This window comes from Rheinheimera sp., from assembly GCF_965283995.1.
Taxonomy (GTDB): Bacteria; Pseudomonadota; Gammaproteobacteria; order Enterobacterales; family Alteromonadaceae; genus Pararheinheimera.
This window is the reverse complement of the sequence record NZ_CBDIQG010000001.1, coordinates 790891-813106: the sequence shown is the minus strand read 5'-3', so window position 1 is coordinate 813106 and position 22216 is coordinate 790891. Positions and strand designations below refer to the sequence as shown.

Below are 22216 nucleotides of genomic sequence, written 5' to 3'. Positions count from 1 at the left end.
TTGTTTTAGATTGTCTGGACAATTCAGATAAAATCATTTTTAATCGCTGGACACATGCCACGGATGTCAACACAGCGTCAGAGGCAATTCAGTCAGGAGAGACAGAGTCCCCGCCTTTATGACCACTTCATTTGCGCTCGACCTTGCTCCATTTAAGTTTCTCATTCAAACCAGCTCCCGAACCCTGTATTCGCAGTTAAGCGAACTCTATGACCCGGATGTTCTAAAAAGCGTTTCTTCGGATTGCATTTACGACTTCGGGGTCAATTATAAACGCCGCTTTTGGCAACCTGGCGGAAGTTTGGCATTTAAACTCGGTAAACAACATTTTCGTTATGCGGAACCTTTCCAAGCAGTACCGATGTTCGAATGGGGATTAAACTGGTGCGTGGCGACTTACCAAAGCCGTTATCTGTGTATTCATGCTGCGGTGTTGGAAAAAAATGGCCTTGCGGTGATCCTGCCGGCACCACCAGGCTCTGGAAAGAGCACCTTGTGCGCGATGATGATGTTGCAAGGCTGGCGACTGTTATCAGATGAACATTGCATGTTGGACCCCGAAACCGGTCAAATCCTGCCTTGCGTGAGACCACTAAGTCTTAAAAACAACTCACTCGCTGTAATTAGTCGCCTGTTTCCTGTAGCAAATCTATACCAGCGCACGGAAGGAACTCATAAAGGCACTATGGCTTACCTTCAGCCCACTCCAGTCAGCTGGACTCAGCGTCATACGCCGGCTACCCCACGTTTGGTCATTTTTCCTAAATATAACGCCAAAGCAGAGGGTCTTTCCGGGTATGCGCTGTCACAGTCTGCACTGTTTATGCAATTAGCGCTCAATAGCTTTAACTACAGTGTGATGGGCGAAAGCGGGTTTCATGCGTTGTATCAAATGAGTGCATCGGTTGAAGGATTTTGCTTTGAATACAATGATGGGCAGCTTGCGATAGATCAGATAGAGGCGCTGCTAGATGAAGAGTGAATGTTTAGCTTTTGTCCACGCACCCGCTGATTATTGTCAGACTGCGACGTTAAAACAGTGGACTGCATTTATCGAGGAAGCTCGCCAGTATGCGCTTTTGGGCAGCTGTTATTTTTTGGCAAAAGACGCCAGCATTTGGCATTTGATCCCAGAGCAGGTAAAGAACCATTTGGTATCTGGTTTTCATTATGCGGAAAAACAAAAAATCACGCTATTAAATGAAATGCTGGAACTCGAGAAGATCTTTGAGGGATCAAATGTACCAGCTGTATTGGTAAAAGGTGTCGCTTATCGCTTAGACGGCTATGCGTTTGCCAGAGGCCGGGTGTTTTCTGACATTGACCTGTTAGTGCCCGACAGTCACTATGCTTTGGCATTGCAGATGCTAAAAGATGCAGGTTATCTTGAATTCACTATGTCCGCGTACGACAGACGTTATTATTTGCGTTGGACGCATCAACATCCGCCGTTAACTCACTTCCTGCGCGGCGCCAATATTGATTTGCACCACCATTTGTTTCCGGTTTCTTCGAATGAAGATATCTTAATTGAACCGCTCGTTCGTCATGCTTCTGCATTACCGGGCAGTGCGTTTTTAACGCCTTCTCCGGCGTACCTTTTTATGCATGCCGCAGTACATCTGTTTTACCAGGATGAAACGCACAAACTGGTTAAAGATTTGGTCGACCTGAATCTGCTTTATCATGAGGTGATGGCAAGACAAAGCTTTACCGATATTTTGCAGGCTGCAGAAAACTCTAATGCTCAAGCAGCTGTTTTTTATGCACTGAACACATTAAATCATCTGTTTGCGATTGAACTTCCAACTGAGATAAAACAACTCGCTCCTGCAGCTAGCCGCTACCGGCTATGGCAAATGCAGTTTTTATTAACGCACCTATTAGATCATGCGAGTTTCTGGCACAGACCTGCTCATTTTTTCTGGTTTGTCCGGGGCCATTTGTTAAAAATGGGCCCTTTGACGCTGATATATCACTCTGTCGCCAAATCGATAGAACAATTTAAAGAACGCAAAATATTAGGCAAAAAACAACGGGAATTAGACGAACAAACCCGCCCCGGAGATGCACATTGACCTACTTATCTATTCGCAGACTTCGCCATTTAAGTTGTGTATTGCTGTGTGTCACTTTATTGACCCAGTGTGTCGCCCCCGCTCTGTTATTAGCGCCCCAAGGCCAGCTGATGTGGGCACTGCTAAAACCAATGGTTGGCCTGGATCCTAAAGAAGCGAATTTATTTAAGCAGCCATTAATACAATCAAGGCTTGAACCGCTATTAGGTAGCCACTATGCGGGCGCAGTACAACTACTTGAAACTGCAGATAAAATCCAACAGGAAGGTCCGCTATTTTACGTGGTGTCTAAGTATACACCGGTGCCTGAATTGGCAGAAAAGGCAGGTTTTGTCTGGAACTCAGAAACAAACCAAATGGCAGTACTATTGGTGAGCGGCGGCGCTCCTCAGGTGTTTGCTGAAAAATTAAATAGCGAAGTCGCAGCGCAGATCCCGGTTTGGCCCAAAGAGCTCAGTGACTACACCGATCCGGCCAAACTCCAGCAACAAGCGATAAGCAAAGCAAAACAACAACTGTCGGATAAAATCCCTGTACCTGCAGCAGTAGCGCCATTAGTTGATAACGCAACAAATCTGAAAGACATAAAAGGCCAGACTAAAAATCTGATAGAAGAGAAAAAGCAATCCTTAGTGGATAAAGCCATATCTCCTTTAATTGATGCGAAACAGCAAGCCGAGCAACAAGTCCAGCAGGCAAAAGAGCAATCGACACAAGCTGTACTGACCCCGATCAACGATGCGAAACATCAAGCCCAGCAACAAGTCGAGCACGTACAAGCTCAAGCGACACAAGCAGTACTGACCCCGATCAACGATGCGAAACATCAAGCCCAGCAACAAGTCGAGCAGGTAAAAGGTCAAGCGGCGCAAGAAGTGTCGACCCCGATCGATGATGCCAAGCAGCAAGTGCAGCAACAAGTCGAGCAAGCGAAACAACAATCGTCATCAGCCTTGGTCGCACCGGCTATAGAGCAGAAGCATCAAGCGCAGCGATCTATTGAACAACTCAAAACAAACATTGCAATACCGCAGACACAAACGGCGCCAGGTTCAGAGCTCGTCGTAGAAGACGATCTCGCTGCTGAGCTGGCAACGGAACAAGAATCCCTAAAAACTGAACAATCGCAGCGCATCAATGCGCTGCAACAACAGATCAAAGCGGCAGAACAACAGTTGAAACAAGCCGCAACGGCCGATGACCGTAAAAAAATCGAGTTGCAGCTTCAACAGCTCAAGACAACGCTAAATCTGCTGAAAGCTACTCACTAATTGGCAAAGGTCAGGCTGCACTGGCAAACGCAGTGACCACTGAGTCTTCCGCTGTCTCATGCGGCTCTGGCGTGCCTGTTTCAGTCAATGCGCCCTCTTCATCTTTATGTTTTTTCACAGCCTTGGCTTTGCCTTGCAAGGCTGCTAACAATTCATCTTTGTTTTGCGCCAGATATAATGACAATAATTCGGTTTGATTGTCATTTAGCATCTGACTGCGCCCTAATAAATCACCCATTAATTCAGCAAGGTCTAACATTTTGTCATAGGCGTCGGCCTGCTGTTTACTGGCAAAAGTCATTTTGGCTTCCCCGTCACGTTCCACGACATATTGAATGATAACTGGCATGATTAGCTCCCTGATTGAGTACTGTGTATTTATACAGTTAAACTGTTTTTATGTCCAGTAGTTGTGAGTGTTTTTTTCATAGTCGCCTGATCTTAATAAATTCAGTAAGATAGCTTGGTACTACAAGGAGCAGGTTATGGATGTCTGGACTGAACGTCACTTATCGCAGCAGGATAATCGCCCCGGCGATCACCGTTCATGCTATCAACGCGACAAAGCAAGAATTTTACACAGTGCAGCTTTTCGCCGGTTGCAGGCTAAAACGCAGATCATGAGTGTTGGCCAAAATGATTTTTACCGCACCCGACTGACCCACTCACTCGAAGCTGCACAAATTGGCACCGCGTTGGTTGCCCAGCTGCGCAATAAAACAGCCGATGCTCAATTGCAACAAATCCTGCCGGATGACGCGCTAATGGAATCTCTGTGTCTGGCGCATGACCTCGGGCATCCACCATTTGGCCATGGCGGCGAAACCGCATTGAATCATAAAATGCTGAACTATGGCGGCTTTGAGGGCAATGGCCAGACTTTTCGGATTGTCGGTAAACTAGAACCCTACACCGAATCAGGCGGGATGGATCTATGTCGGCGTACGTTATTAGGCTTGCTAAAGTACCCAGTATTGCAGCCTATATCTGCGTTACCAGGACAGCATAAACCCACTAAAGCAATTTATCTTGAAGACAGCGCCTTGCTTGATTGGGTGTTAGCGCCGCTGCAGCCCGATGATCGTAAAGAATTTCAGCAAGTTCAGATCGAACACAATAGTCGCAAGTCCCGCTACAAATCGCTCGACGCTTCTATTATGGAACTGGCCGATGATATCGCGTATGGCGTACATGATTTAGAAGACGCCGTAGTCACCGGCACTGTGACAGCCGCGCAGTGGCAGCAAATGTTAGCTGAAGCTAGCCTTGAAGCCACAGAGCGGAAATTTCTTGAACTGGCAGGTCAACATTTATTCCGCCCGGAACACTATATCCGCAAAACAGCTATTGGCACTTTGGTCAACCGGCTGATCACCGCCATCGAATGGTCAGAACCGTTGCCGCAAGCGCACGAGCCATTGATCCACTATAACGCTGGGCTGCCGGAGCCTGAGCAGCGGATCCTACAGTTGCTCAAAGGTTTTATTTACCAACATGTGATTTTGCATCCGGAACTGCAACAAAATGAATTTCGCGGCCAGCGCATCGTGCAGTCCTTATTTGACGCTTTTGCCGCAGAACCAACCCGACTATTGCCTGCAAATACCCAGCAACGCTGGCGGCAGTTGTCAGAGCAAGGCAGTGGCCAGCGCGCGGTCTGTGATTATATTGCCGGCATGACCGATGAATATGCCAGCCGCATGATGCAGCGGCTGTATGGAGTGATGTTGTGAACCAATCGCCTCGTCTGCAATTGTTCGCCGGCCCTGCGGCCTATGCACGTATTCAACGGAATGGCTTGTTAGCCGAAGACGTCAAGATGCTGGTCGGTGCCAGCGGCGGTCCCAAATGGTTTTGCTTGTTTGGCCTTGACCAATATTTGCTGACGACCTTTTTTAAAAACCGCCAGACACCATTAGAATTACTCGGCAGTTCCGCCGGTGCCTGGCGCTTTGCCTGTTTTGCCCAAACCGACGGCGCTGCGGCATCACGCCGGTTTTGTGATGCCTACCGGACTTTGTGTTATCCGGCAAAAGCGCCGATCGGTGAAGTCACTGCGATCTCCAAAACTGTACTGGACGCTGTATTCCCTAATCCTGCGCATATCTCGCAGGTTGTCAGTAATGAAACCTTTCGTCTTAATTTTATTGTGGCACAAAAAAAAGGCCGGCCACTCGCCAGCAGCCGCATCGGCCAATTGGGTCAAATCAGTTCTGCTGCGGCCATTAATTTGCTGCACCGGCCCTGGCTTGGCCGCTATTATCAGCGCCTGCTGTTTTCACAAAAATACAGCCGGCTTGAGGCTCCGGCAGACTTACCGACAACCCGCCACGAACTGACCGCTGCCAATCTGCAGGCTGCATTGCTTGCATCCGGTTCTATCCCGCTGGTACTCGATCCGGTGACGGAAATTGCCGGTATGCAACAAGGACAATTTATCGACGGCGGCCTGACCGATTATCATTTTGCCTGGCCATTTCAGACTGACGGCCTTGTCCTGTTTCCCCATTTTTATTCACACGCTAGTCCCGGCTGGTTTGATAAATCATTGCCATGGCGCCGGGCAAAATCAAAGTTGTTCTCACAGGTCGCGATGTTATGCCCGACACCGCAATGGGTAGCCAGCCTGCCTTTTGGCAAAATTCCGGATCGGACCGACTTTAACAAGATGCCAGACGCGGTGCGCATCGCCTATTGGCAAGAAGTCACCGAACGCGGCTTTGAATTGGCTGAAGATTTGGCAAACAGTCGGTTTCAGTTGGTACCATTCAAATAAATCTCAGCTGATTGTCGTATATCTGTCACCGGAAAGTCGCAGTTTTGTCACTGTGACTTCACACCAACGTCACTGAAACTGCAGAGAATGTCCGCGATTTTATAACAATACGGAGAATATCGTGCAGTTTCGCAAATCACTGATCAGTCTGGCATTGGCCAGCACTTTTGTTGCTTCAAACGGTCTGAGCGCTGCGGTTGAACCAAACGCAGAAGCGAGCATTGAAAAAATCGCGGTGACCGGGCAACGCATTGCTTATGCCAATAACACCACCGATGATGCCATGCTGGATACAGTCTCACCTGCCGGGAACGTGCTTGACGCCATCAAATATCTGCCGGGTGTCAGTGTCGGTCAGGGCGATGCATTTGGCTCTGATGATTGGTCAACGACCATCTCCATGCGTGGTTTCAACGTTAACCTGAACGAACAGCAGCTTGGCATTACCATAGATGGCCTGCCAAATGGCGGATCGGCTTATGGTGGTGGTAGTAAAGCCAACCGCTATATGGATACCGAAAATACCGCGATGGTCGAAGTTGCTCAGGGCACTGCTGACATTGCTTCAGCATCACTGGATGCACTTGGCGGTACATTGAACTTTATCTCCGCTACGCCAGAAGCTGAAGCAGCTGTGCGTGCTGGCATTACCGGCGGTGATCATAACGCCCGTAAATATTTTACCCGTTACGACACAGGCCAGCTGTTTGGCAATACTACCGCCTACATCAGCTTGTCAGATAGTTTCAATAACCGCTGGATTGGTAGCGGCAGTAACGGTTTTTCTGAGCGCACTCACTTTGAAGCCAAGTCCGTCACCGAACTTGAGCACAGCAAAATCACTGCGCGTTTTTCTTATGACGACACCGCGGAAGACAACTACAACACAGTATCTTTAGCCGAGTTTGAACAAAATCCGGCCTGGGATCGTCTGACTAGTCAGTGGACCGGCGACCCGGAAATTGACCAGAATTTTGCTGAAGCCTGGTCAACGTTACGCGAAAACAGTTTCAGTTATGTCAAATGGGAACAGGAACTGGCTGACGACACTGATCTGACCGTCACGCCATATCTGCATTTACAAAGCGGCCGCGGCGACTGGTTACCACCTTACCAGGTCTATGTAACTGATAAAGATGGTAAACGCGTCAACAAAGGTACTGGGAACGGTCAGTTGCAACGTTATACCCACGTCGATGCGCAAGGTCGGCCAATTCTCGACCCGAAAGCAGATTTATCCAAGGCCACCCGCGTATCATCGTTCCGCCATACCCATTATGAAAAAGACCGTGCCGGTCTGACATCAGAACTGAAAGTCCAGTTGGATAACCATCAGCTGCGCGCCGGTGTCTGGTATGAGCAGCAAGACCGCAACGAAACACGTGACTGGCATCAGGTGCTGAATGCCAAGGTTTATCACTATTTTAATGAAACGCCGTACTGGGTCCATTACGACCGTGATTACAGCACTGATACATTAAAACTGTTTGCGCAAGATACGATTGAACTGGGTGATCTGACGCTGACCGCCGGCGTGAAGCAATTCTACGTTGACGTTGAACGTCAGGATAATATCAACACCAACAATGCCGGTGATTTATCCAGTGATTCTGATCCACTGTTTTCAGTCGGTGCTGTGTACCGTATGACCGACAGCGTGGAAGCCTTCGCCGGTTTTAGCCAGAATTTCAAAGCCATTGGCGATGCAATTCTGGAAACCAGTCAGGATTTCAGCAAATTAGAAGCTGAGACCGCTGACAACATCGACTTTGGTCTGCGCTACAACGCCGACAAGCTGTCGTTAAACCTGACGCTGTACAGCACGACGTTTGATAACCGCATCACCTTCTTACAACCTGGTGCCAACCAAGGCGCGCCAGATTATCTGAATGAACTGGATGGCACTTACATCAACGTCGGTGGTATCGATGCCAAAGGCGTAGAAACCAGTCTGAACTGGCAACTTGACGAAATTTGGTCTGTATACGGCGCACTGACTCTCAATGATGCTGTGTACAACCAGACCATCAACGGCACCATCAAAGAAGGCAATCAGATCGTGAAGAATCCACGTGGCATCTTCGAAGATGACCAGGTGGCAGGTTCTCCGGAAACAATTGTCACTTTGTCTGCCCGTTTCACGACCGACAAATACAATGGTGCCCTGACTGCGCGTCATACTGCTGAGTACTACGGTGCTGCGCTGGGTGGAAACAAAGACCAACTGCCGGCATCAACGGTGCTGGACCTGTCTTTGGGCTACCAAAAGACGCTGAGTCAAGATGCGATGTTCCAGTATGTTGATTTGTCTTTCCTGGTGAATAACCTGACAGATGAAGAGTATCTGTCCGGTGGTCAGGAAGGTGCTTATTACATTGGTGCCGGTCGCACTGCCAGTTTTACGGTCAGTCTGGGTTTCTGATGCTATAGCCATCAATTGAAGTGTTTGATAAATAATAAGGGCGCCAACGGCGCCCTTAGTTCATTCTGTATCTGGTCACGATGGATATCAGGACGCCGGCGTTTCAACCGTTGCATGCGACGCTACAGTTTGTTTGCGTTTAAAGCGTGCTTTGATCCGGCGTTTCATTGTTTCCAGACTGTCGTAGAACGTTGGAACTACTAATAAGGTCAGGATTGTCGACGTGATAGTGCCACCGATAACCGCGATGCCGAGTGGCCGATAGAAACCTGAGCCTTCACCAACACCGATTGCGACAGGCAACATACCGGCAACGAGGGCGAAAGTCGTCATCAGAATTGGCCGTAAACGCTCGCGACCTGCCGCTATCAACGATTCTTCCAGTGACATGCCTTCAAGCTGTTCTTTTTTCCGCGCGCAATCGACTAACAAAATGGCATTTTTCGCCACAATGCCCATCAGCATCACGACCCCGATCAGACTCATCAAATTAAGCGTCGAGTTGCCAATCAACAAGGCCAACACAACACCAATTAATGACAAAGGTAATGACATCATGATCGCCACTGGCGCCATAAAACTATGGAACTGCACGACCAGAATCAAATACATCAGCACCACGGCCAAGCCAAGCGCACCGAAGATTTTACCAAACACTTCCTGCTGATCACGGCCTTCACCGCCAACCACCAGATCGTATCCAGGCGGGAAGTCGATTTGTTTCGCCAGCTTCATCGCATCCGCGAATACTTCGCCAAAACTGCGGCCCTGCACGTTGGCTGTCACTGCCATCATGGTTTCGCGGTCTAAATGTTCGATTAGCGCCGGGCCTTTGCCTAAAGTGACTGTGGCGACTTGTTCCAACGGCACCAAAGCACCGGTTTTGCTAGATAGAAGCGGCAATTGTTCCAAATCAGCGACAGTGGCGCGCTCCTCTAGCCGCACCCGCACAAACACGTTGCGGGTTTCACCGGTCGGGTCGACCCAGTCGCCAATTTCAGCACCGGCAAAAGCCAGCCGCATTGCGTTCGCAGCATCGCTCATCGATAAACCGACACTGGCCGCCAGACCACGGTCAAACTCAACCTGCAGCTCTGGTTTTGGATCCTGCGCAGACAAGCCGACGTCCACAGCTCCCGGGACTTTTTTCAGCTTTTCGACGTAGTCCATCACGATACCTTCGAGCACGCGGGTTTCCGGACCGCGGAACTGGATCTGTAATGGTTTCCCATCACCACCGCCGCCGCCACCTAAATCCGCAGACACCGTGAACTCAGCGCCTACCAGCGATTTAATTTTGCCACGTACCTCTTCTGCCACTTCTTTCGCACTGCGATTGCGGTCTTTCTCCGGCACTAGCCGCACAAAAACCTGCGCCCGAGTGATATTGCCCTGCACGCCAATAGTGGTCTGCGTATAGCGATGCTCTGGCAACAGCTGGGTAATTTCCGCAACCTGCGCGGCTTTGACTCTGGTGTAATCAATACTGGCTTCACTTGGCGCACGGATTGAGACAATTAACGCGCCATTGTCGGTGTCCGGCATAAACCCAGAACCACCAAACTTAGCTTGCAGCACCAATGCCCCAAAGAAACTCAAAAACGCCAGCGACCACATTGATTTACGGTGTTTTAAAGCCCAGCTGATCAGGCGTGAGTAACGCTCAGCCTGATGATCAAACCAGATATTAAAGTTCTGAAATACTTTACCAAGACCACGCCGTTTGATGTTTTTGTCATGATCCGGGTCGTGCCAATACGCAGACATCATCGGATCTATGGTGAAAGAGATAAACAAAGACACCAGAACAGAGCACGCGACCGTCAGACCAAATGGCTTAAACCATTGACCGGTGATCCCATCTAAAAAGGCGATCGGAATAAATACCGCAACAATCGACATGGTGGTGGCAATAACGGCCATGCCGATTTCGCGGGTACCATCTCGGGCGGCGGTCATATTGTCCTTGCCCATTTCCATGTGCCGAACAATATTTTCCCGCACCACGATCGCATCATCAATCAACACACCGATTGCCAGCGACAGGCCAAGCAACGACATAAAGTTCAGCGTAAAACCACAGGCCCAAACGGCAATAAAAGAAGCCAGCACCGACGTTGGCAGCGCCAGCGACGTGATCAGCGTTGACCGCCACGAGTTTAAGAACACAAACACCACGACAATAGTCAACAATGCACCCAGACCTAAGGCTTCAGTAACATTACGCATACTGGCCGCAACGTCTTCGCCCTGATCCGACACAATGACCAGCTCGACTTCTTTTGGCAGGGTTTTATTAATTTCTTCGAGTTTGTCTTTGATTTCGTCTGTTACAGAAATAGTTGAAGCTTCGCGCGCTTTGGTAATATCGATCCCAAGCGCTTTTTTGCCATTAAAAAACGATAGGCGCCGCTGTTCTGCGCCACCATCGACAATGTCAGCGACCTGGCCGAGCCGGATCGCCTGATCACCATTTTGTTTAACGACCATCTGTTCGAATTCAGTAACATCTTTCAGACGGCCCTGTAACCTGATGCTTTGCTCTTCCAGACCATTCACAACCCTGCCAACAGGTGCTGCCAGATTCTGCGACCGTAAAGCTGCAACCACTTCCTGCGCCGAGACTTTTGCTTCGCGCATCGCATGGCTGTTCAGGAACACTGTCATTTCGCGTTCCAGTTCACCTTCCAGCTCAACCAACGCGACACCAGGGACTGAACGCAACTGCCGGCCAATCTGGATCTCCGCTAAACGGGATAATTCCAGCGGCGAGAGTACATCGGAAGACAAAGCGAGCGACATGACCGGCTGGGCGTTAGGATCTGCTCTGTTGATAAAAGGTTCTTTCATCTCGGTCGGCAGTTTGTCACGGACCGTCGAAATACTGTCACGTAACTCTTGCGCCGCTGCGGTTAAATCTTTATCAAAATCAAAGAACACCACGATAGTCGCGCTGGATTCCCGCGCATAAGAACGAATGTCGCGGATGCCCTGAATGGTCGACATCGAGTCTTCCACCCGGTTTAGTATTTCCCGCTCTACCGTTTCAGGTGAGGCGCCCGGGTAAGGCACATTCACTACGAGGACTGGCGGCTGGACATCAGGAAACTGGTTAGTTTTTAAATTGGTCAGCGCAAAGTAGCCAAACAGCATCAATGCTATCGTCACCACGACCACGACCAGTGGTCGTTTAATACTGAAATCCGATAAGATCATAATTATTTCCCGATCGCTGGCTGACTGGCGTCAGTGGCTTTACCTGCCACTTCAGTTTTGGTATCAATGGTCACGCTGATGCCATCTTTTAGTGCACCTTGTGGATGGCGCAGGATCTGTTGTCCTACACTCAGACCACTTAACACCTGTACCGTGCCAAAACGCGGATCTTTAGCACCGGTTTCTACTGCAGTCTTCACCAGCTTGTTGTCTTTGAGCACCCAAACAAATTGCAAATCGCCTTCATTAACAAGACTTGACGGTGCCAGCATCATGCTTTGCTGCTGTGCTACGGAAATAAAACCTTCGGCGTATAGGCCCGCAACGAAGGAGGCTTGTTCAGCCAGTTTGACAAACACTTGGACCTGACGGGTTAACTCATTGGCTTGCGGATTAATCCGTTCAATCTCGCCATCAAAACGCTGGCCCGGATAGCCATTCACTTTAAAACTGACTGCAGAGCCGACTTTGACTGCGCCAACCTGATCGGCGGCAATATATCCTTCAAATCGCATACTGCCCGGATTAATCAGCACTAACAAAGATTTGCCAATTTGCGCCGTATCGCCGGATGACACTTTTCGTACTGCGACGACCCCGTCAAATGGCGCACGGACTTCGGTGCGTTCAAGTTGCTGGCGGGCTTCTACAGTCCGGGCCTTGGCCGAAGCGAGATCAGACTGCGTCTGGTTAGCTTTGATCTCAGCAGTTTCCAGCACCTCAGCGGTGACCAGATTCTGCCGGTTTAATTTCTGCATACGCTTTAACTGACGTGTAGCCTGATCTGCGGCAACATGGGCAGAGCGTTCGGCTTCTTGTGCCGACAATAACTTATCTCGAAAGGTGGTTTGGTCCAGTTGTACCAATACTTCGCCGGTTTTCACAACGTCACCGTTGTCCTTTAACACCCGGGTCACAATGCCACCGACTTCCGCGTTCAGTTCCGCTTTGATCACAGGCTGTAAAGTCCCGGAAATCATCGGTCCCTGCGATAACTCACTGGTCGCAATGGTCAGAATGTCCTGCGAGACCAGTTGCAGATTTGAGACGGTTTCTTCTGTAGCATTAGTCTCAGTGGGCTTTGAGCATGCACTTAACGTCAATGTCAGGGCAAGTGCCAATATCGTGAGTTGAGGTAAACCTTTCATAAACCAGCTTCCAGATAAATTAAAGATAATATTCCGAAGCTTAGTCTATAGAAAGACGACGCAAAACCAACCGCTAAAACAGTAACAAGTTATGTCAATCAGGAAGATGATTGGCCTTTGATTTTAAAGCACAAGTTTCAGTCCGCGTTTTTACCGCAATCGCTGTGAAATCTGTAAACACACCGTCAACACCCTGCTGATAGCGCTGCTGCAATTCATCCTTTAATGTTGCAAAAGTCGTGGGTAAAAATTCAGTCTCAGCGCGAAAGGTGTAAGGATGCAGTTGTAACCCATAACTTTTTAACTGTTGCGGCGATGCGGGCGTTTTATCCTTAGCAAACCACTGCTCTTTCCAGGGACCAATGCCATCAACGTATTGACTGAGAAAGGTCAGGCCCGCAGGAGTTATTAAAGCACCATAATGAAAACCCGCCTTGCCGATAAAATCTTGCTGTTGATGCAGCAATGCTTGTGTTGACGCCGGACGGCTCACCAAGTCCCAAGGTTCGGCGAAATTTGATTTGGGATACAAAGCGGTACCACTGATATCCCCAATCAATTGCACCAGCTTCGCATTCACCTGATATTTCTGCAGCCCCTGCTGACGCATCCACCATAAATTGCTGATCTCAAATGACTGGATATACACCGGGTTGTGCTGCGTTTGCTGCCAGACACTCAGTTGCTGCAATAACTGTTCAGAGATATTACGATTGATCTGGTGGCCGTCCAGCAGTCGGCCCTCAGCCAAAAAAAACGTAGGATGTTTGGTTTCCAGATACAAACCGACTTTTCGGCCATGTTGCTGTTCAAAGCGCTGCACCAGTTGCATCACTTCAGCCAGCGTCAAAATACCGTATTGATCATTGTATAGCCGATTTGCTGGCCGAATAAGTGGCTTTGATTCACGCAGCTTAATCTGGCGCAGCTCGGCCAGCGTGAAATCTTCGCTGAACCAGCCTTCAACCATCACACCATCAACCTTTTTACGCGTTTTGCGTTCAGCAAATTGTGGCAACTCAGCGATATTGGTACTTTGGCTTAACTCATTTTCATGCCGGCTGATTAACACGCCGTCTTTCGTCGGCACTAAATCGGCTTCAATAAAATCTGCGCCTTGTAACATCGCTTGCCAATAAGCAATTTCACTATGCTCCGGATAATCGCCACTGGCGCCCCGGTGAGCTATAACGAGCGGCCATGCCGGACATGCTGCTTGTGAACTCAGACTGAAAAGAAGAAAAACGCAGGAAAAACGCATAGATAACACTCCGAAACAGCAAAGTTCCAGAGTGTATGTGGCAAAAATGACGGCTGAATGACAACTAAAACTAGTTCAGAGGACGCGCCAGATAGATGGCATCTTTACCATAACTAGTCAGTGCTATGCTTGCAGGTTCTGACAAGCGATCAACAGCACTAAATTGTTGTTGCTGCCAAAAAGCGGCAGAATTCTGTACGGCAACCAGCGCGGCATAAGGCAAACCAAGAGTACCGGCATACGTCAGCGCTTGTTGCAATAACGCTGTCGCTACGCCTTGACCACGCGCATCCGGACTAACCGCCATATCATGTAAGTACAGGCAATTAGCCTGTTCATACTGGCCAAATTCAGCGCCAAGAGGATTAATCTGGCCTAATCGTGACGGATAACTAAACAGGTAGCCCCATACTTTGTCTTGATAACAAGCCAACCAGCAGGACTGTGGATATAACATAAGTCGTTTAGCAACGACTTGCGGGGATTCGTAAAATTCGTCTGCATAACAGTGGTCCTGTAACCGGACCACTGCACTCAGATCAGCAATTTGCATTAAACGGATGTGAAACATAACTCTTAGGCCTGCGACAGCTGCAACAGGCTTCCACTGCGTGAGATTATTCGATCGCTTTAAGTAGCGTCTTGTCCAGACCGTCTGCAGTTAACAACTTAATGACTGCATGACAATGGTCAATGGTGAAGTCGCCTTCTTTGATCTGCGCATTTAACGCATCGCGGCGTTTTTGTACCACGTTGTTCAACATTCCTGAATCAATACTGCCTTTAGTCTTTGCATCCAGTTTATCCAGCCATGGATACAATGTACTTTCAGCTGCATAGGCATCTTTCCGCACTGACGGATGGAAATCCTGACATGCATTCAGATTGAGCAGATAGAAATTCAGGTAACCTGCGACAGTGACTAACTTGTAATCTTGATCTGCAGCCTGAACCGGCAGCATGCTGCTCAGAAGTAAGCCCGCTAAACACCATTTTTTCATCAGTAGCATCCCGCTTAAGTTGCGTTATCTAATCAATCTAATCAGAAAAATCTTAATTTGCAATCAAGTGTAGAAAAATCAATAAAGAAGGCATCCGAGATCACGGACACCTTCGGATTATTCCAGCGTACTCGCCGGTACCCGCACTTTGCCTTCCATGATGATGCGTGCACTTCGGCTCATAATCGCTTTGGTGACTTGCCACTGACCATCCACCAGACTGGCTGCAGCACCAACCCGCAAAGTACCACTCGGATGACCAAACCGGACTGCAGTGCGCTCACCACCACCGGCAGCGAGATTCACTAAAGTCCCCGGAATAGCGGCAGCCGTACCAATAGCGACAGCGCAGGTGCCCATCATGGCGTGATGGAGTTTGCCCATCGACAACGCGCGCACTGACAGGTCAATCGCATCAGCCGCAACCGTTTTTCCGCTTGATGACAGGTAAGTCGCGGGACCGCTGACAAAAGCGATTTTTGGCGTGTGCTGACGGGCAGCAGCTTCGCTGATATCGCTGATGAGCCCCATTTGCTGTGCGCCATAAGCGCGAATGGTTTCAAACCGGCTTAACGCTTGCACGTCATTGTTGATTGCATCCTGCAGCTCAGTGCCCTGATAACCTAATTCTGCGGCATCGAGGAAAATGGTCGGGATACCGGCATTAATAAAGGTCGCTCGGAAACTGCCAATGCCGGGAACATCCAGTGTATCAACCAGATTGCCGGTCGGAAACATCGCGCCACCGCCCTCGCCCTCGTCGGCGGCCGGATCAAGGAACTCAAGTTCAACTTCGGCGGCCGGAAAAGTCACACCGTCGAGTTCAAAATCGCCATCTTCCTGCACTTGTCCGTTGAGCATTGGCACATGCGCGATAATCGTTTTCTGAATATTGACCTGCCAAATCCGCACTGTCGCCAGGCCGTTTTGCGGCAGCGTGCCTGCATCAATTAAACCCGACTGAATGGCAAAAGAGCCAACTGCCGCAGACAAATTGCCGCAGTTGCCGCTCCAATCAACAAAAGCCTTATCGATCGCCACTTGGCCAAACAAATAATCCACATCATGGCCAGGCTTGCTGGCCGGGCTTAAAATCACTGTTTTACTGGTACTGGACGTTGCGCCGCCCATGCCATCAATTTGTTTGCCATATGGGTCTGGGCTGCCAATCACGCGCAATAACAACGCATCACGTGCCGGACCAGCAACCTGTGCAGTGGGTGGTAAATCACAAAGACGAAAAAATACGCCTTTGCTGGTGCCGCCGCGCATATAGGTTGCGGGCACTTTTATTTGTGGAGCATAAGACATGACTTCACCCTGATATTTATCAAAAGAAGCCGGTGCAAAGGCCGGCTTATATCAATTACAGATTGCCGCCCAGAAAATCTTTGGCGAACCGCTGCAGCACACCGCCGGCATCATAAATCGATACCTCTTCGGCGGTATCAAGGCGACAGGTAACCGGTACCTGCACCACCTCGCCGTTTTGGCGGTGGACGACTAACGTCAGAGTGGCGCGGGGTAAGCGCTCACCGATCACGTCAAAACTTTCTGTGCCATCTAAGCCTAAAGTCAGACGGTTGGTTCCTGCTTTAAACTCGAGCGGTAATACGCCCATACCAACCAGGTTAGTGCGATGGATCCGTTCAAACCCTTCAGCCACAATGGCTTCAACACCAGCCAGACGCACGCCTTTAGCTGCCCAGTCGCGACTGGAGCCTTGGCCATAATCGGCGCCGGCAATGATAATCAGCGGCTGTTTGCGCGCCATGTAAGTTTCAATGGTTTCCCACATCCGCATCACCTTGCCTTCCGGCTCCAGCCGTGCGAGAGACCCCTGCTTCACTTTGCCATCGACCACCGCCATCTCATTGATGAGTTTCGGGTTGGCGAAAGTCGCGCGCTGCGCCGTCAGATGGTCACCGCGGTGCGTGGCGTAGGAGTTAAAATCTTCCTCCGGCAAGCCCATTTTGTGCAGGTATTCACCGGCTGCGCTGTCCATCATGATGGCATTCGACGGCGATAAATGGTCGGTCGTGATGTTGTCGCCGAGCAGCGCCAGTGGCAGCATGCCGGTTAAACTGCGCTCACCGGCCAAAGCACCTTCCCAATAAGGCGGCCGGCGAATGTAAGTGCTTTGTGGGCGCCAGTCATACAGCGGACTGATTTTTTCGCCATAATCGACATCAACAGCAAACATCGGCTCATAGACCTTGCGGTATTGCTCTGGTTTGACGCTGGCTGCAACGACCGCATCAATCTCCGCATCGGTCGGCCAAATATCTTTTAACCGGATTGGATTGCCATCAGCCGTGGTGCCCAGTACGTCTTTTTCGATATCAAACCGAATGGTACCGGCAATCGCGTAAGCTACCACTAAGGCCGGAGAGGCCAAAAATGCCTGTTTCGCGTACGGATGGATGCGACCATCGAAGTTCCGGTTGCCGGATAGCACGGCCGTCGCATACAAATCGCGGTCGATGACTTCTTGCTGGATGGTCAGATCTAAGGCACCGCTCATGCCATTACAGGTGGTACAGGCAAAACCAACAATGCCAAACCCTAAAGTCTCCAGATCCGTCAGCAGATTAGCTTCTTTTAAGTACAGCTCCACCGCTTTCGAGCCTGGCGCCAGTGAACTCTTCACCCAAGGTTTGCGGGTCAGACCGAGCTTATTGGCATTACGCGCCAGAATACCAGCCGCAATCACGTTGCGCGGGTTGCTGGTGTTGGTACAGCTGGTAATGGCAGCGATAATCACAGCGCCATCCGGCATCAATCCAGGTTCATTTTCAACGACACCGCTGATGCCTTTGGCGGCCAAATCTGCGGTGGCCACGCGCGCATGCGGATTTGACGGCCCGGCGATATTGCGCACCACTGTCGACAAATCAAACGATAGAACGCGTGGATATTCGGCAGTTTTTAAGCTGTCTGCCCATAAACCGGCTGTTTTAGCATAGGTTTCAACCAGTTTGACTTGCGCTGCGTCACGACCGGTCAACGTCAGATAGTCTATAGTTTGCTGGTCGATATAAAACATCGCGGCCGTGGCGCCATATTCCGGAGTCATATTGGAAATGGTGGCGCGATCGCCCAAACTCAGACTGTTTGCGCCTTCGCCAAAGAATTCCAGATAACTCGACACCACTTTTTGTTTGCGCAAAAATTCAGTCAATGCCAGCACGATATCCGTCGCCTGAATGCCCGGCTGTGCTTTGCCGGTCAATTCAACGCCGATGATATCGGGTAAACGCATCCAGGACGCGCGGCCCAGCATCACGCTTTCCGCCTCTAAGCCACCAACGCCAATGGCAATGACACCAAGCGCATCGACGTGCGGCGTATGGCTGTCAGTGCCGACCAGAGTATCCGGATAAGCCACGCCGTCTTTGGCATGGATCACCGGAGACATCCGCTCCAGGTTAATCTGGTGCATGATGCCGTTACCCGGCGGGATCACATCGACGTTTTTAAAAGCTTTTTTCGTCCAGTTGATAAAATGGAACCGGTCGTCATTGCGCCGATCTTCTATCGCGCGGTTTTTCTCAAAAGCATCTTTTTCAAAGCCGCCGTGTTCCACGGCCAGGGAATGGTCGACAATCAACTGTGTCGGCACCACCGGATTCACTTTGGCCGGGTCGCCGCCCTGCGCGGCAATCGCATCTCGAAGGCCGGCTAAGTCAACCAGCGCGGTTTGACCAAGGATATCGTGACAGACGACGCGGGCCGGAAACCAAGGAAAATCCAGCTCTTGCTTACGCTCTATCAGTTGCAGTAAGTAAGCGTTTAATTGCGCCGGATCGGCGCGGCGCACCAGGTTTTCGGCATGCACGCGTGAGGTGTAAGGTAAGGTTGCCCAAGCTCCCGGCTGCAAGGCGTCGACTGCAGCGGCGGCATCAAAATAGTCCAGCCCGGTTGCGGCCAGCGGTTTACGAAATAAAGTATTCATTGCCATCTCTTTGAAAATAAATGCCCAGCGTCACGCTGTGATAGCCGGAGACTACAGCGCAGCTCCGGCTGGATTTATCAGCCACGGTTGGCGATTGGCTGCACTTCGCGCGGTTCAACCCCAACATAATCAGCACTTGGCCGGATAATGCGGTTGTCGGCGCGTTGTTCCATCACATGCGCTGCCCAGCCAGTCAGGCGGGAACAGACAAAAATCGGTGTGAATAGCTTGGTCGCAATGCCCATGTAGTTATAGGCCGAGGCATGGAAGAAATCGGCATTACAGAACAGTTTCTTTTCACGCCACATCACGGCTTCGCAGCGCACTGACACGTCGTACAAGCGGGTATCGCCGTTGGCTTTGGCCAGTTGCTCAGACCAGGCTTTGATCACCGCGTTCCGTGGGTCGGATTCAGAGTAAATAGCATGACCAAACCCCATAATTTTGTCTTTACGCGCCAGCATGCCAAGCAAAGTTTCTTCAGCATGTTCCGGGTTTTGCATATGTTCAATCAGTTCCATCGCCGCTTCATTGGCGCCACCGTGTAGTGGACCGCGTAATGAACCAATAGCGCCGGTGATGCAGGAATGCATGTCTGATAACGTTGACGCGCAGACCCTTGCGGTAAAAGTTGAGGCATTAAACTCATGTTCTGCGTACAGGATCAGCGATGCGTGCATGACGGTGACGTGCAATGGCTCTGGTTTTTTGTCATGCAAAGTCCAGAGGAACTGTTCAGCAATCGAATCTGCCGGCGTTTCAACGTCAATGCGCTTGCCGTGGTGGCTGTAGTTGTACCAGTAGTTAATCAGACCAGGGAAAACCGCTAACATACGGTCAGTCGCGTCTTGTTGCTCGGCAAAACTCTGTTCAGTTTCAAGGTTACCCAGCATTGAACAGCCGGTGCGCATCACATCCATCGGGTGCGCGCTGGCCGGAATACGTTCCAGCACTTCTTTTAACGCTTGCGGCAGGCTGCGCAGGGCTTTGAGTTTGGCTTTATAGGCTGCAAGTTCAGCGACTGTTGGTAATTCACCTTTTAAAATCAGGTGGGCAACTTCTTCAAATTCACACTTGGCGGCTAAATCTTTGACGTCATAACCACGGTACGTCAGGCCTGAACCGGTTTTACCGACTGTGGATAATGCGGTTTTACCGGCGATTTGGCCGCGAAGGCCTGCGCCGGTTAATTGTTTAGTTGTCGACATAAGCTGTTCTCCAGGTACAGAGTTAATTCGGGTTATTTGTTTTTGCCTTGGGCAAATAAGGAATCCAGTTTTTCTTCGTAACTGTGATAATTCAGGAAATCGTAAAGCTCCATCCGCGTTTGCATGCTGTCCACCACCGCTTTCTGGTCACCATTGGCCAGTATGGACTGGTAAACATTCAGCGCCGCTTTGTTCATGGCGCGAAACGCAGATAACGGATACAGCACCATTTTGACGCCAACGCCGGCCAGCTCTGCGGTGTTAAACAACGGAGTTTGCCCAAATTCAGTGATATTGGCCAAAACCGGCACCGACAAGGCTTGCGTGAACGCCTGGTACTGCTCGAGCGTGTATACAGCTTCAGCAAAAATAGCATCAGCACCCGCCTCAACACAGGCCTGCGCCCGCTCGATGGCGGCGGCTAAGCCTTGTTGTTGCAGCGCATCAGTCCGGGCCATAATGAAAAAGTTGGCATCAGTCCGGGCATCCACCGCAGCTTTGACGCGATCGACCATCTCTTCCTGTGACACAATTTCTTTGTTCGGTCTGTGGCCACAGCGTTTTTGCATAACCTGATCTTCAATATGAAAACCGGCAGCACCGGCGCGAGTCATCTCACGGACAGTACGGGCAATGTTAAAAGCGCCGCCCCAGCCAGTATCGGCATCGACCAGCAATGGCAGGTCTGTCGCACCGGTGATCCGGCGAATGTCTTCGCAAACATCGTTCAGTGAGGTCATACCTAAATCCGGCAAACCAAAAGATGCGTTGGCGACACCGGCGCCTGACAAATACAACGCTTTATGTCCAACCCGCTCCGCCATCATTGCGGTGTAAGCATTAATAGTACCGACCAGCTGTAATGGTTGATTCGCTGCAATAGCCTGACGAAATTTTAAGCCTGCGCTTTGCGTCATGTTCAGTTCCCCTGTTGTAAATAAAGTTCGATGTTGCGACGGGACGCACTGATGTGCCGACGCATTAATAGTTCAGCCAGTTCACCGTCACGACTGGCAATTGCATTGAGAATAGCTTTATGTTCATCAAACGCCCGCGACACCCGTGGCCCGGCCATGCCCATTTGTACCCGGTACATCCGCACTAAATAATAAAGTTCGTCACATAAAATATTGATCAGATATGGATTTTTACTGGCTTGGATAATGCGGTAGTGAAAATCGACATCACCGGCCTCCTGGTAATAACTCTCACCCTCACGCACGCGCTGCGTCGACAAATGTTGATCCAACAAACTTTGCATCTGCGCGATTTCATCGTCCGACATTTGTTCAGCCGCCAACCGGCAAGCCATGCCCTCGAGATTCTCACGGATTTGATACAAAGAAATTAAGCCTTGTGGGGTCAGCTTTACGACGCGGGCGCCGGCATTCGGGATCCGCTCAATCAGATGGCATCGTTCCAGGCGCGCCAACGCTTCACGTAGCGGCGCCCGGCTTAAATCAAATTGTCGTGCCAGTTCTGGTTCTGAAATTTTACTGCCGGCCGGGATCTCGCCTGCAACAATGGCGCGTTGGATCTCAAGCAGTACACGGTCGGCTGCGGTAATGGGGTCTTTTTGCACAAAAACCTGCAATATGTCGACATAAATACATTAACTGGCATTTTTATGGCCTTTTAAGGCAATGTCAAGTTGGATATTAGTATTATTGTCGACAATCCATGATCTGCTGTGCATTAGCTTGTACTGAATGGTTGTCTTTCTGTTGTAACAAATTTCTTCCATTTCTGCCGAACTGAGGCTGGATATATATTTTTATAGATTATTTAGGAATTATTAAATTTCTTATAGAAACCAAATGAAATGAAAATTTTGTGTGGCAGAGATCGGGAATCAGCTCGCTAACCCTTATATCACGCTT

At 50.0% G+C, this 22216-nt stretch carries 17 protein-coding genes; 6 read left to right on the top strand and 11 right to left on the bottom strand.

The window, feature by feature from the left end; all coding sequences use genetic code 11:
- Positions 1–118 precede the first annotated feature (118 nt).
- The 3 genes from ACQ66Q_RS03690 to ACQ66Q_RS03680 are packed head-to-tail and all read left to right on the top strand — an operon-like array spanning position 119 to position 3349.
- Positions 119–982: an HprK-related kinase A gene (locus tag ACQ66Q_RS03690; protein WP_430455553.1), complete on the top strand. Its 864-nt coding sequence runs from the start codon at positions 119–121 to the stop codon at positions 980–982.
- Complete coding sequence (locus ACQ66Q_RS03685) at positions 972–2078, top strand: nucleotidyltransferase family protein (protein ID WP_430455552.1); 1107 nt, start codon at positions 972–974, stop codon at positions 2076–2078. Before ACQ66Q_RS03690 ends, ACQ66Q_RS03685 begins: the two co-directional genes overlap by 11 nt.
- Entirely contained in the window at positions 2075–3349 is a 1275-nt protein-coding gene (locus ACQ66Q_RS03680; protein WP_430455551.1) for a hypothetical protein, read from the top strand. Before ACQ66Q_RS03685 ends, ACQ66Q_RS03680 begins: the two co-directional genes overlap by 4 nt.
- Positions 3350–3359: 10 nt before the next feature.
- Here ACQ66Q_RS03680 and ACQ66Q_RS03675 read toward each other — a convergent pair whose 3' ends face one another.
- Positions 3360–3698, bottom strand: coding sequence for a YebG family protein (locus ACQ66Q_RS03675; protein WP_430455550.1), 339 nt, complete (start codon positions 3696–3698; stop codon positions 3360–3362).
- Positions 3699–3834: 136 nt separating this feature from the next.
- Between ACQ66Q_RS03675 and ACQ66Q_RS03670 the strand changes: the two genes are divergently transcribed.
- The 3 genes from ACQ66Q_RS03670 (at position 3835) to ACQ66Q_RS03660 (ending at position 8547) form a co-directional block, all read left to right on the top strand.
- A complete protein-coding gene (locus ACQ66Q_RS03670; protein ID WP_430455549.1) occupies positions 3835–5082 on the top strand; it encodes an anti-phage deoxyguanosine triphosphatase in 1248 nt (415 codons plus the stop codon).
- Positions 5079–6125 carry a patatin-like phospholipase family protein gene (locus ACQ66Q_RS03665; RefSeq protein WP_430455548.1) on the top strand — a complete coding sequence of 349 codons (1047 nt, stop codon included), beginning with the start codon at positions 5079–5081 and terminating at the stop codon, positions 6123–6125. The genes ACQ66Q_RS03670 and ACQ66Q_RS03665 overlap by 4 nt, the downstream gene beginning before the upstream one ends.
- A gap of 121 nt (positions 6126–6246) precedes the next feature.
- Positions 6247–8547, top strand: a complete 2301-nt coding sequence (locus ACQ66Q_RS03660) for a TonB-dependent receptor domain-containing protein (protein ID WP_430455547.1) — start codon at positions 6247–6249, stop codon at positions 8545–8547.
- Positions 8548–8634: 87 nt separating this feature from the next.
- Here ACQ66Q_RS03660 and ACQ66Q_RS03655 read toward each other — a convergent pair whose 3' ends face one another.
- The 10 genes from ACQ66Q_RS03655 to ACQ66Q_RS03610 all read right to left on the bottom strand — a co-directional run bounded on the left by ACQ66Q_RS03655 (position 8635) and on the right by ACQ66Q_RS03610 (position 21918).
- Complete coding sequence (locus tag ACQ66Q_RS03655; protein WP_430455546.1) at positions 8635–11763, bottom strand: efflux RND transporter permease subunit; 3129 nt, start codon at positions 11761–11763, stop codon at positions 8635–8637.
- A gap of 2 nt (positions 11764–11765) precedes the next feature.
- Positions 11766–12911 carry an efflux RND transporter periplasmic adaptor subunit gene (locus ACQ66Q_RS03650; RefSeq protein ID WP_430455545.1) on the bottom strand — a complete coding sequence of 382 codons (1146 nt, stop codon included), beginning with the start codon at positions 12909–12911 and terminating at the stop codon, positions 11766–11768.
- Positions 12912–13005: 94 nt separating this feature from the next.
- Positions 13006–14172 carry a glycerophosphodiester phosphodiesterase family protein gene (locus ACQ66Q_RS03645; protein WP_430455544.1) on the bottom strand — a complete coding sequence of 389 codons (1167 nt, stop codon included), beginning with the start codon at positions 14170–14172 and terminating at the stop codon, positions 13006–13008.
- A 70-nt stretch (positions 14173–14242) separates the two neighbouring features.
- Positions 14243–14743 (bottom strand): GNAT family N-acetyltransferase, encoded by a 501-nt coding sequence (locus ACQ66Q_RS03640; protein WP_430455543.1) that lies wholly within the window; start codon positions 14741–14743, stop codon positions 14243–14245.
- A 46-nt stretch (positions 14744–14789) separates the two neighbouring features.
- Complete coding sequence (locus ACQ66Q_RS03635; protein ID WP_430455542.1) at positions 14790–15173, bottom strand: hypothetical protein; 384 nt, start codon at positions 15171–15173, stop codon at positions 14790–14792.
- A 117-nt stretch (positions 15174–15290) separates the two neighbouring features.
- Positions 15291–16484, bottom strand: a complete 1194-nt coding sequence (gene prpF, locus ACQ66Q_RS03630) for a 2-methylaconitate cis-trans isomerase PrpF (protein ID WP_430455541.1) — start codon at positions 16482–16484, stop codon at positions 15291–15293.
- 55 nt (positions 16485–16539) lie between these two features.
- The gene (acnD, locus tag ACQ66Q_RS03625; RefSeq protein ID WP_430455540.1) at positions 16540–19128 is read right to left on the bottom strand and encodes a Fe/S-dependent 2-methylisocitrate dehydratase AcnD; all 2589 of its coding nucleotides are present in this window, start codon (positions 19126–19128) and stop codon (positions 16540–16542) included.
- Positions 19129–19205: 77 nt separating this feature from the next.
- Positions 19206–20336 (bottom strand): bifunctional 2-methylcitrate synthase/citrate synthase, encoded by a 1131-nt coding sequence (gene prpC / locus ACQ66Q_RS03620; protein WP_430455539.1) that lies wholly within the window; start codon positions 20334–20336, stop codon positions 19206–19208.
- A gap of 32 nt (positions 20337–20368) precedes the next feature.
- The gene (gene prpB / locus ACQ66Q_RS03615; RefSeq protein WP_430455538.1) at positions 20369–21253 is read right to left on the bottom strand and encodes a methylisocitrate lyase; all 885 of its coding nucleotides are present in this window, start codon (positions 21251–21253) and stop codon (positions 20369–20371) included.
- A gap of 2 nt (positions 21254–21255) precedes the next feature.
- Positions 21256–21918 (bottom strand): GntR family transcriptional regulator, encoded by a 663-nt coding sequence (locus tag ACQ66Q_RS03610; protein WP_430455537.1) that lies wholly within the window; start codon positions 21916–21918, stop codon positions 21256–21258.
- Between the last annotated feature and the right edge of the window lie 298 nt (positions 21919–22216).

What these genes read in the sequence shown, in the direction of transcription:
- ACQ66Q_RS03690 (WP_430455553.1), top strand. Translation starts at nt 119, where the DNA reads ATGACCACTTCATTTGCGCTCGACCTTGCTCCATTTAAGTTTCTCATT.
- ACQ66Q_RS03685 (WP_430455552.1), top strand. Translation starts at nt 972, where the DNA reads ATGAAGAGTGAATGTTTAGCTTTTGTCCACGCACCCGCTGATTATTGT.
- ACQ66Q_RS03675 (WP_430455550.1), bottom strand. Translation starts at nt 3,698, where the DNA reads ATGCCAGTTATCATTCAATATGTCGTGGAACGTGACGGGGAAGCCAAA.
- ACQ66Q_RS03670 (WP_430455549.1), top strand. Translation starts at nt 3,835, where the DNA reads ATGGATGTCTGGACTGAACGTCACTTATCGCAGCAGGATAATCGCCCC.
- ACQ66Q_RS03655 (WP_430455546.1), bottom strand. Translation starts at nt 11,763, where the DNA reads ATGATCTTATCGGATTTCAGTATTAAACGACCACTGGTCGTGGTCGTG.
- ACQ66Q_RS03650 (WP_430455545.1), bottom strand. Translation starts at nt 12,911, where the DNA reads ATGAAAGGTTTACCTCAACTCACGATATTGGCACTTGCCCTGACATTG.
- ACQ66Q_RS03645 (WP_430455544.1), bottom strand. Translation starts at nt 14,172, where the DNA reads ATGCGTTTTTCCTGCGTTTTTCTTCTTTTCAGTCTGAGTTCACAAGCA.
- ACQ66Q_RS03640 (WP_430455543.1), bottom strand. Translation starts at nt 14,743, where the DNA reads ATGTTTCACATCCGTTTAATGCAAATTGCTGATCTGAGTGCAGTGGTC.
- ACQ66Q_RS03635 (WP_430455542.1), bottom strand. Translation starts at nt 15,173, where the DNA reads ATGAAAAAATGGTGTTTAGCGGGCTTACTTCTGAGCAGCATGCTGCCG.
- prpF (WP_430455541.1), bottom strand. Translation starts at nt 16,484, where the DNA reads ATGTCTTATGCTCCACAAATAAAAGTGCCCGCAACCTATATGCGCGGC.
- acnD (WP_430455540.1), bottom strand. Translation starts at nt 19,128, where the DNA reads ATGAATACTTTATTTCGTAAACCGCTGGCCGCAACCGGGCTGGACTAT.
- prpC (WP_430455539.1), bottom strand. Translation starts at nt 20,336, where the DNA reads ATGTCGACAACTAAACAATTAACCGGCGCAGGCCTTCGCGGCCAAATC.
- prpB (WP_430455538.1), bottom strand. Translation starts at nt 21,253, where the DNA reads ATGACGCAAAGCGCAGGCTTAAAATTTCGTCAGGCTATTGCAGCGAAT.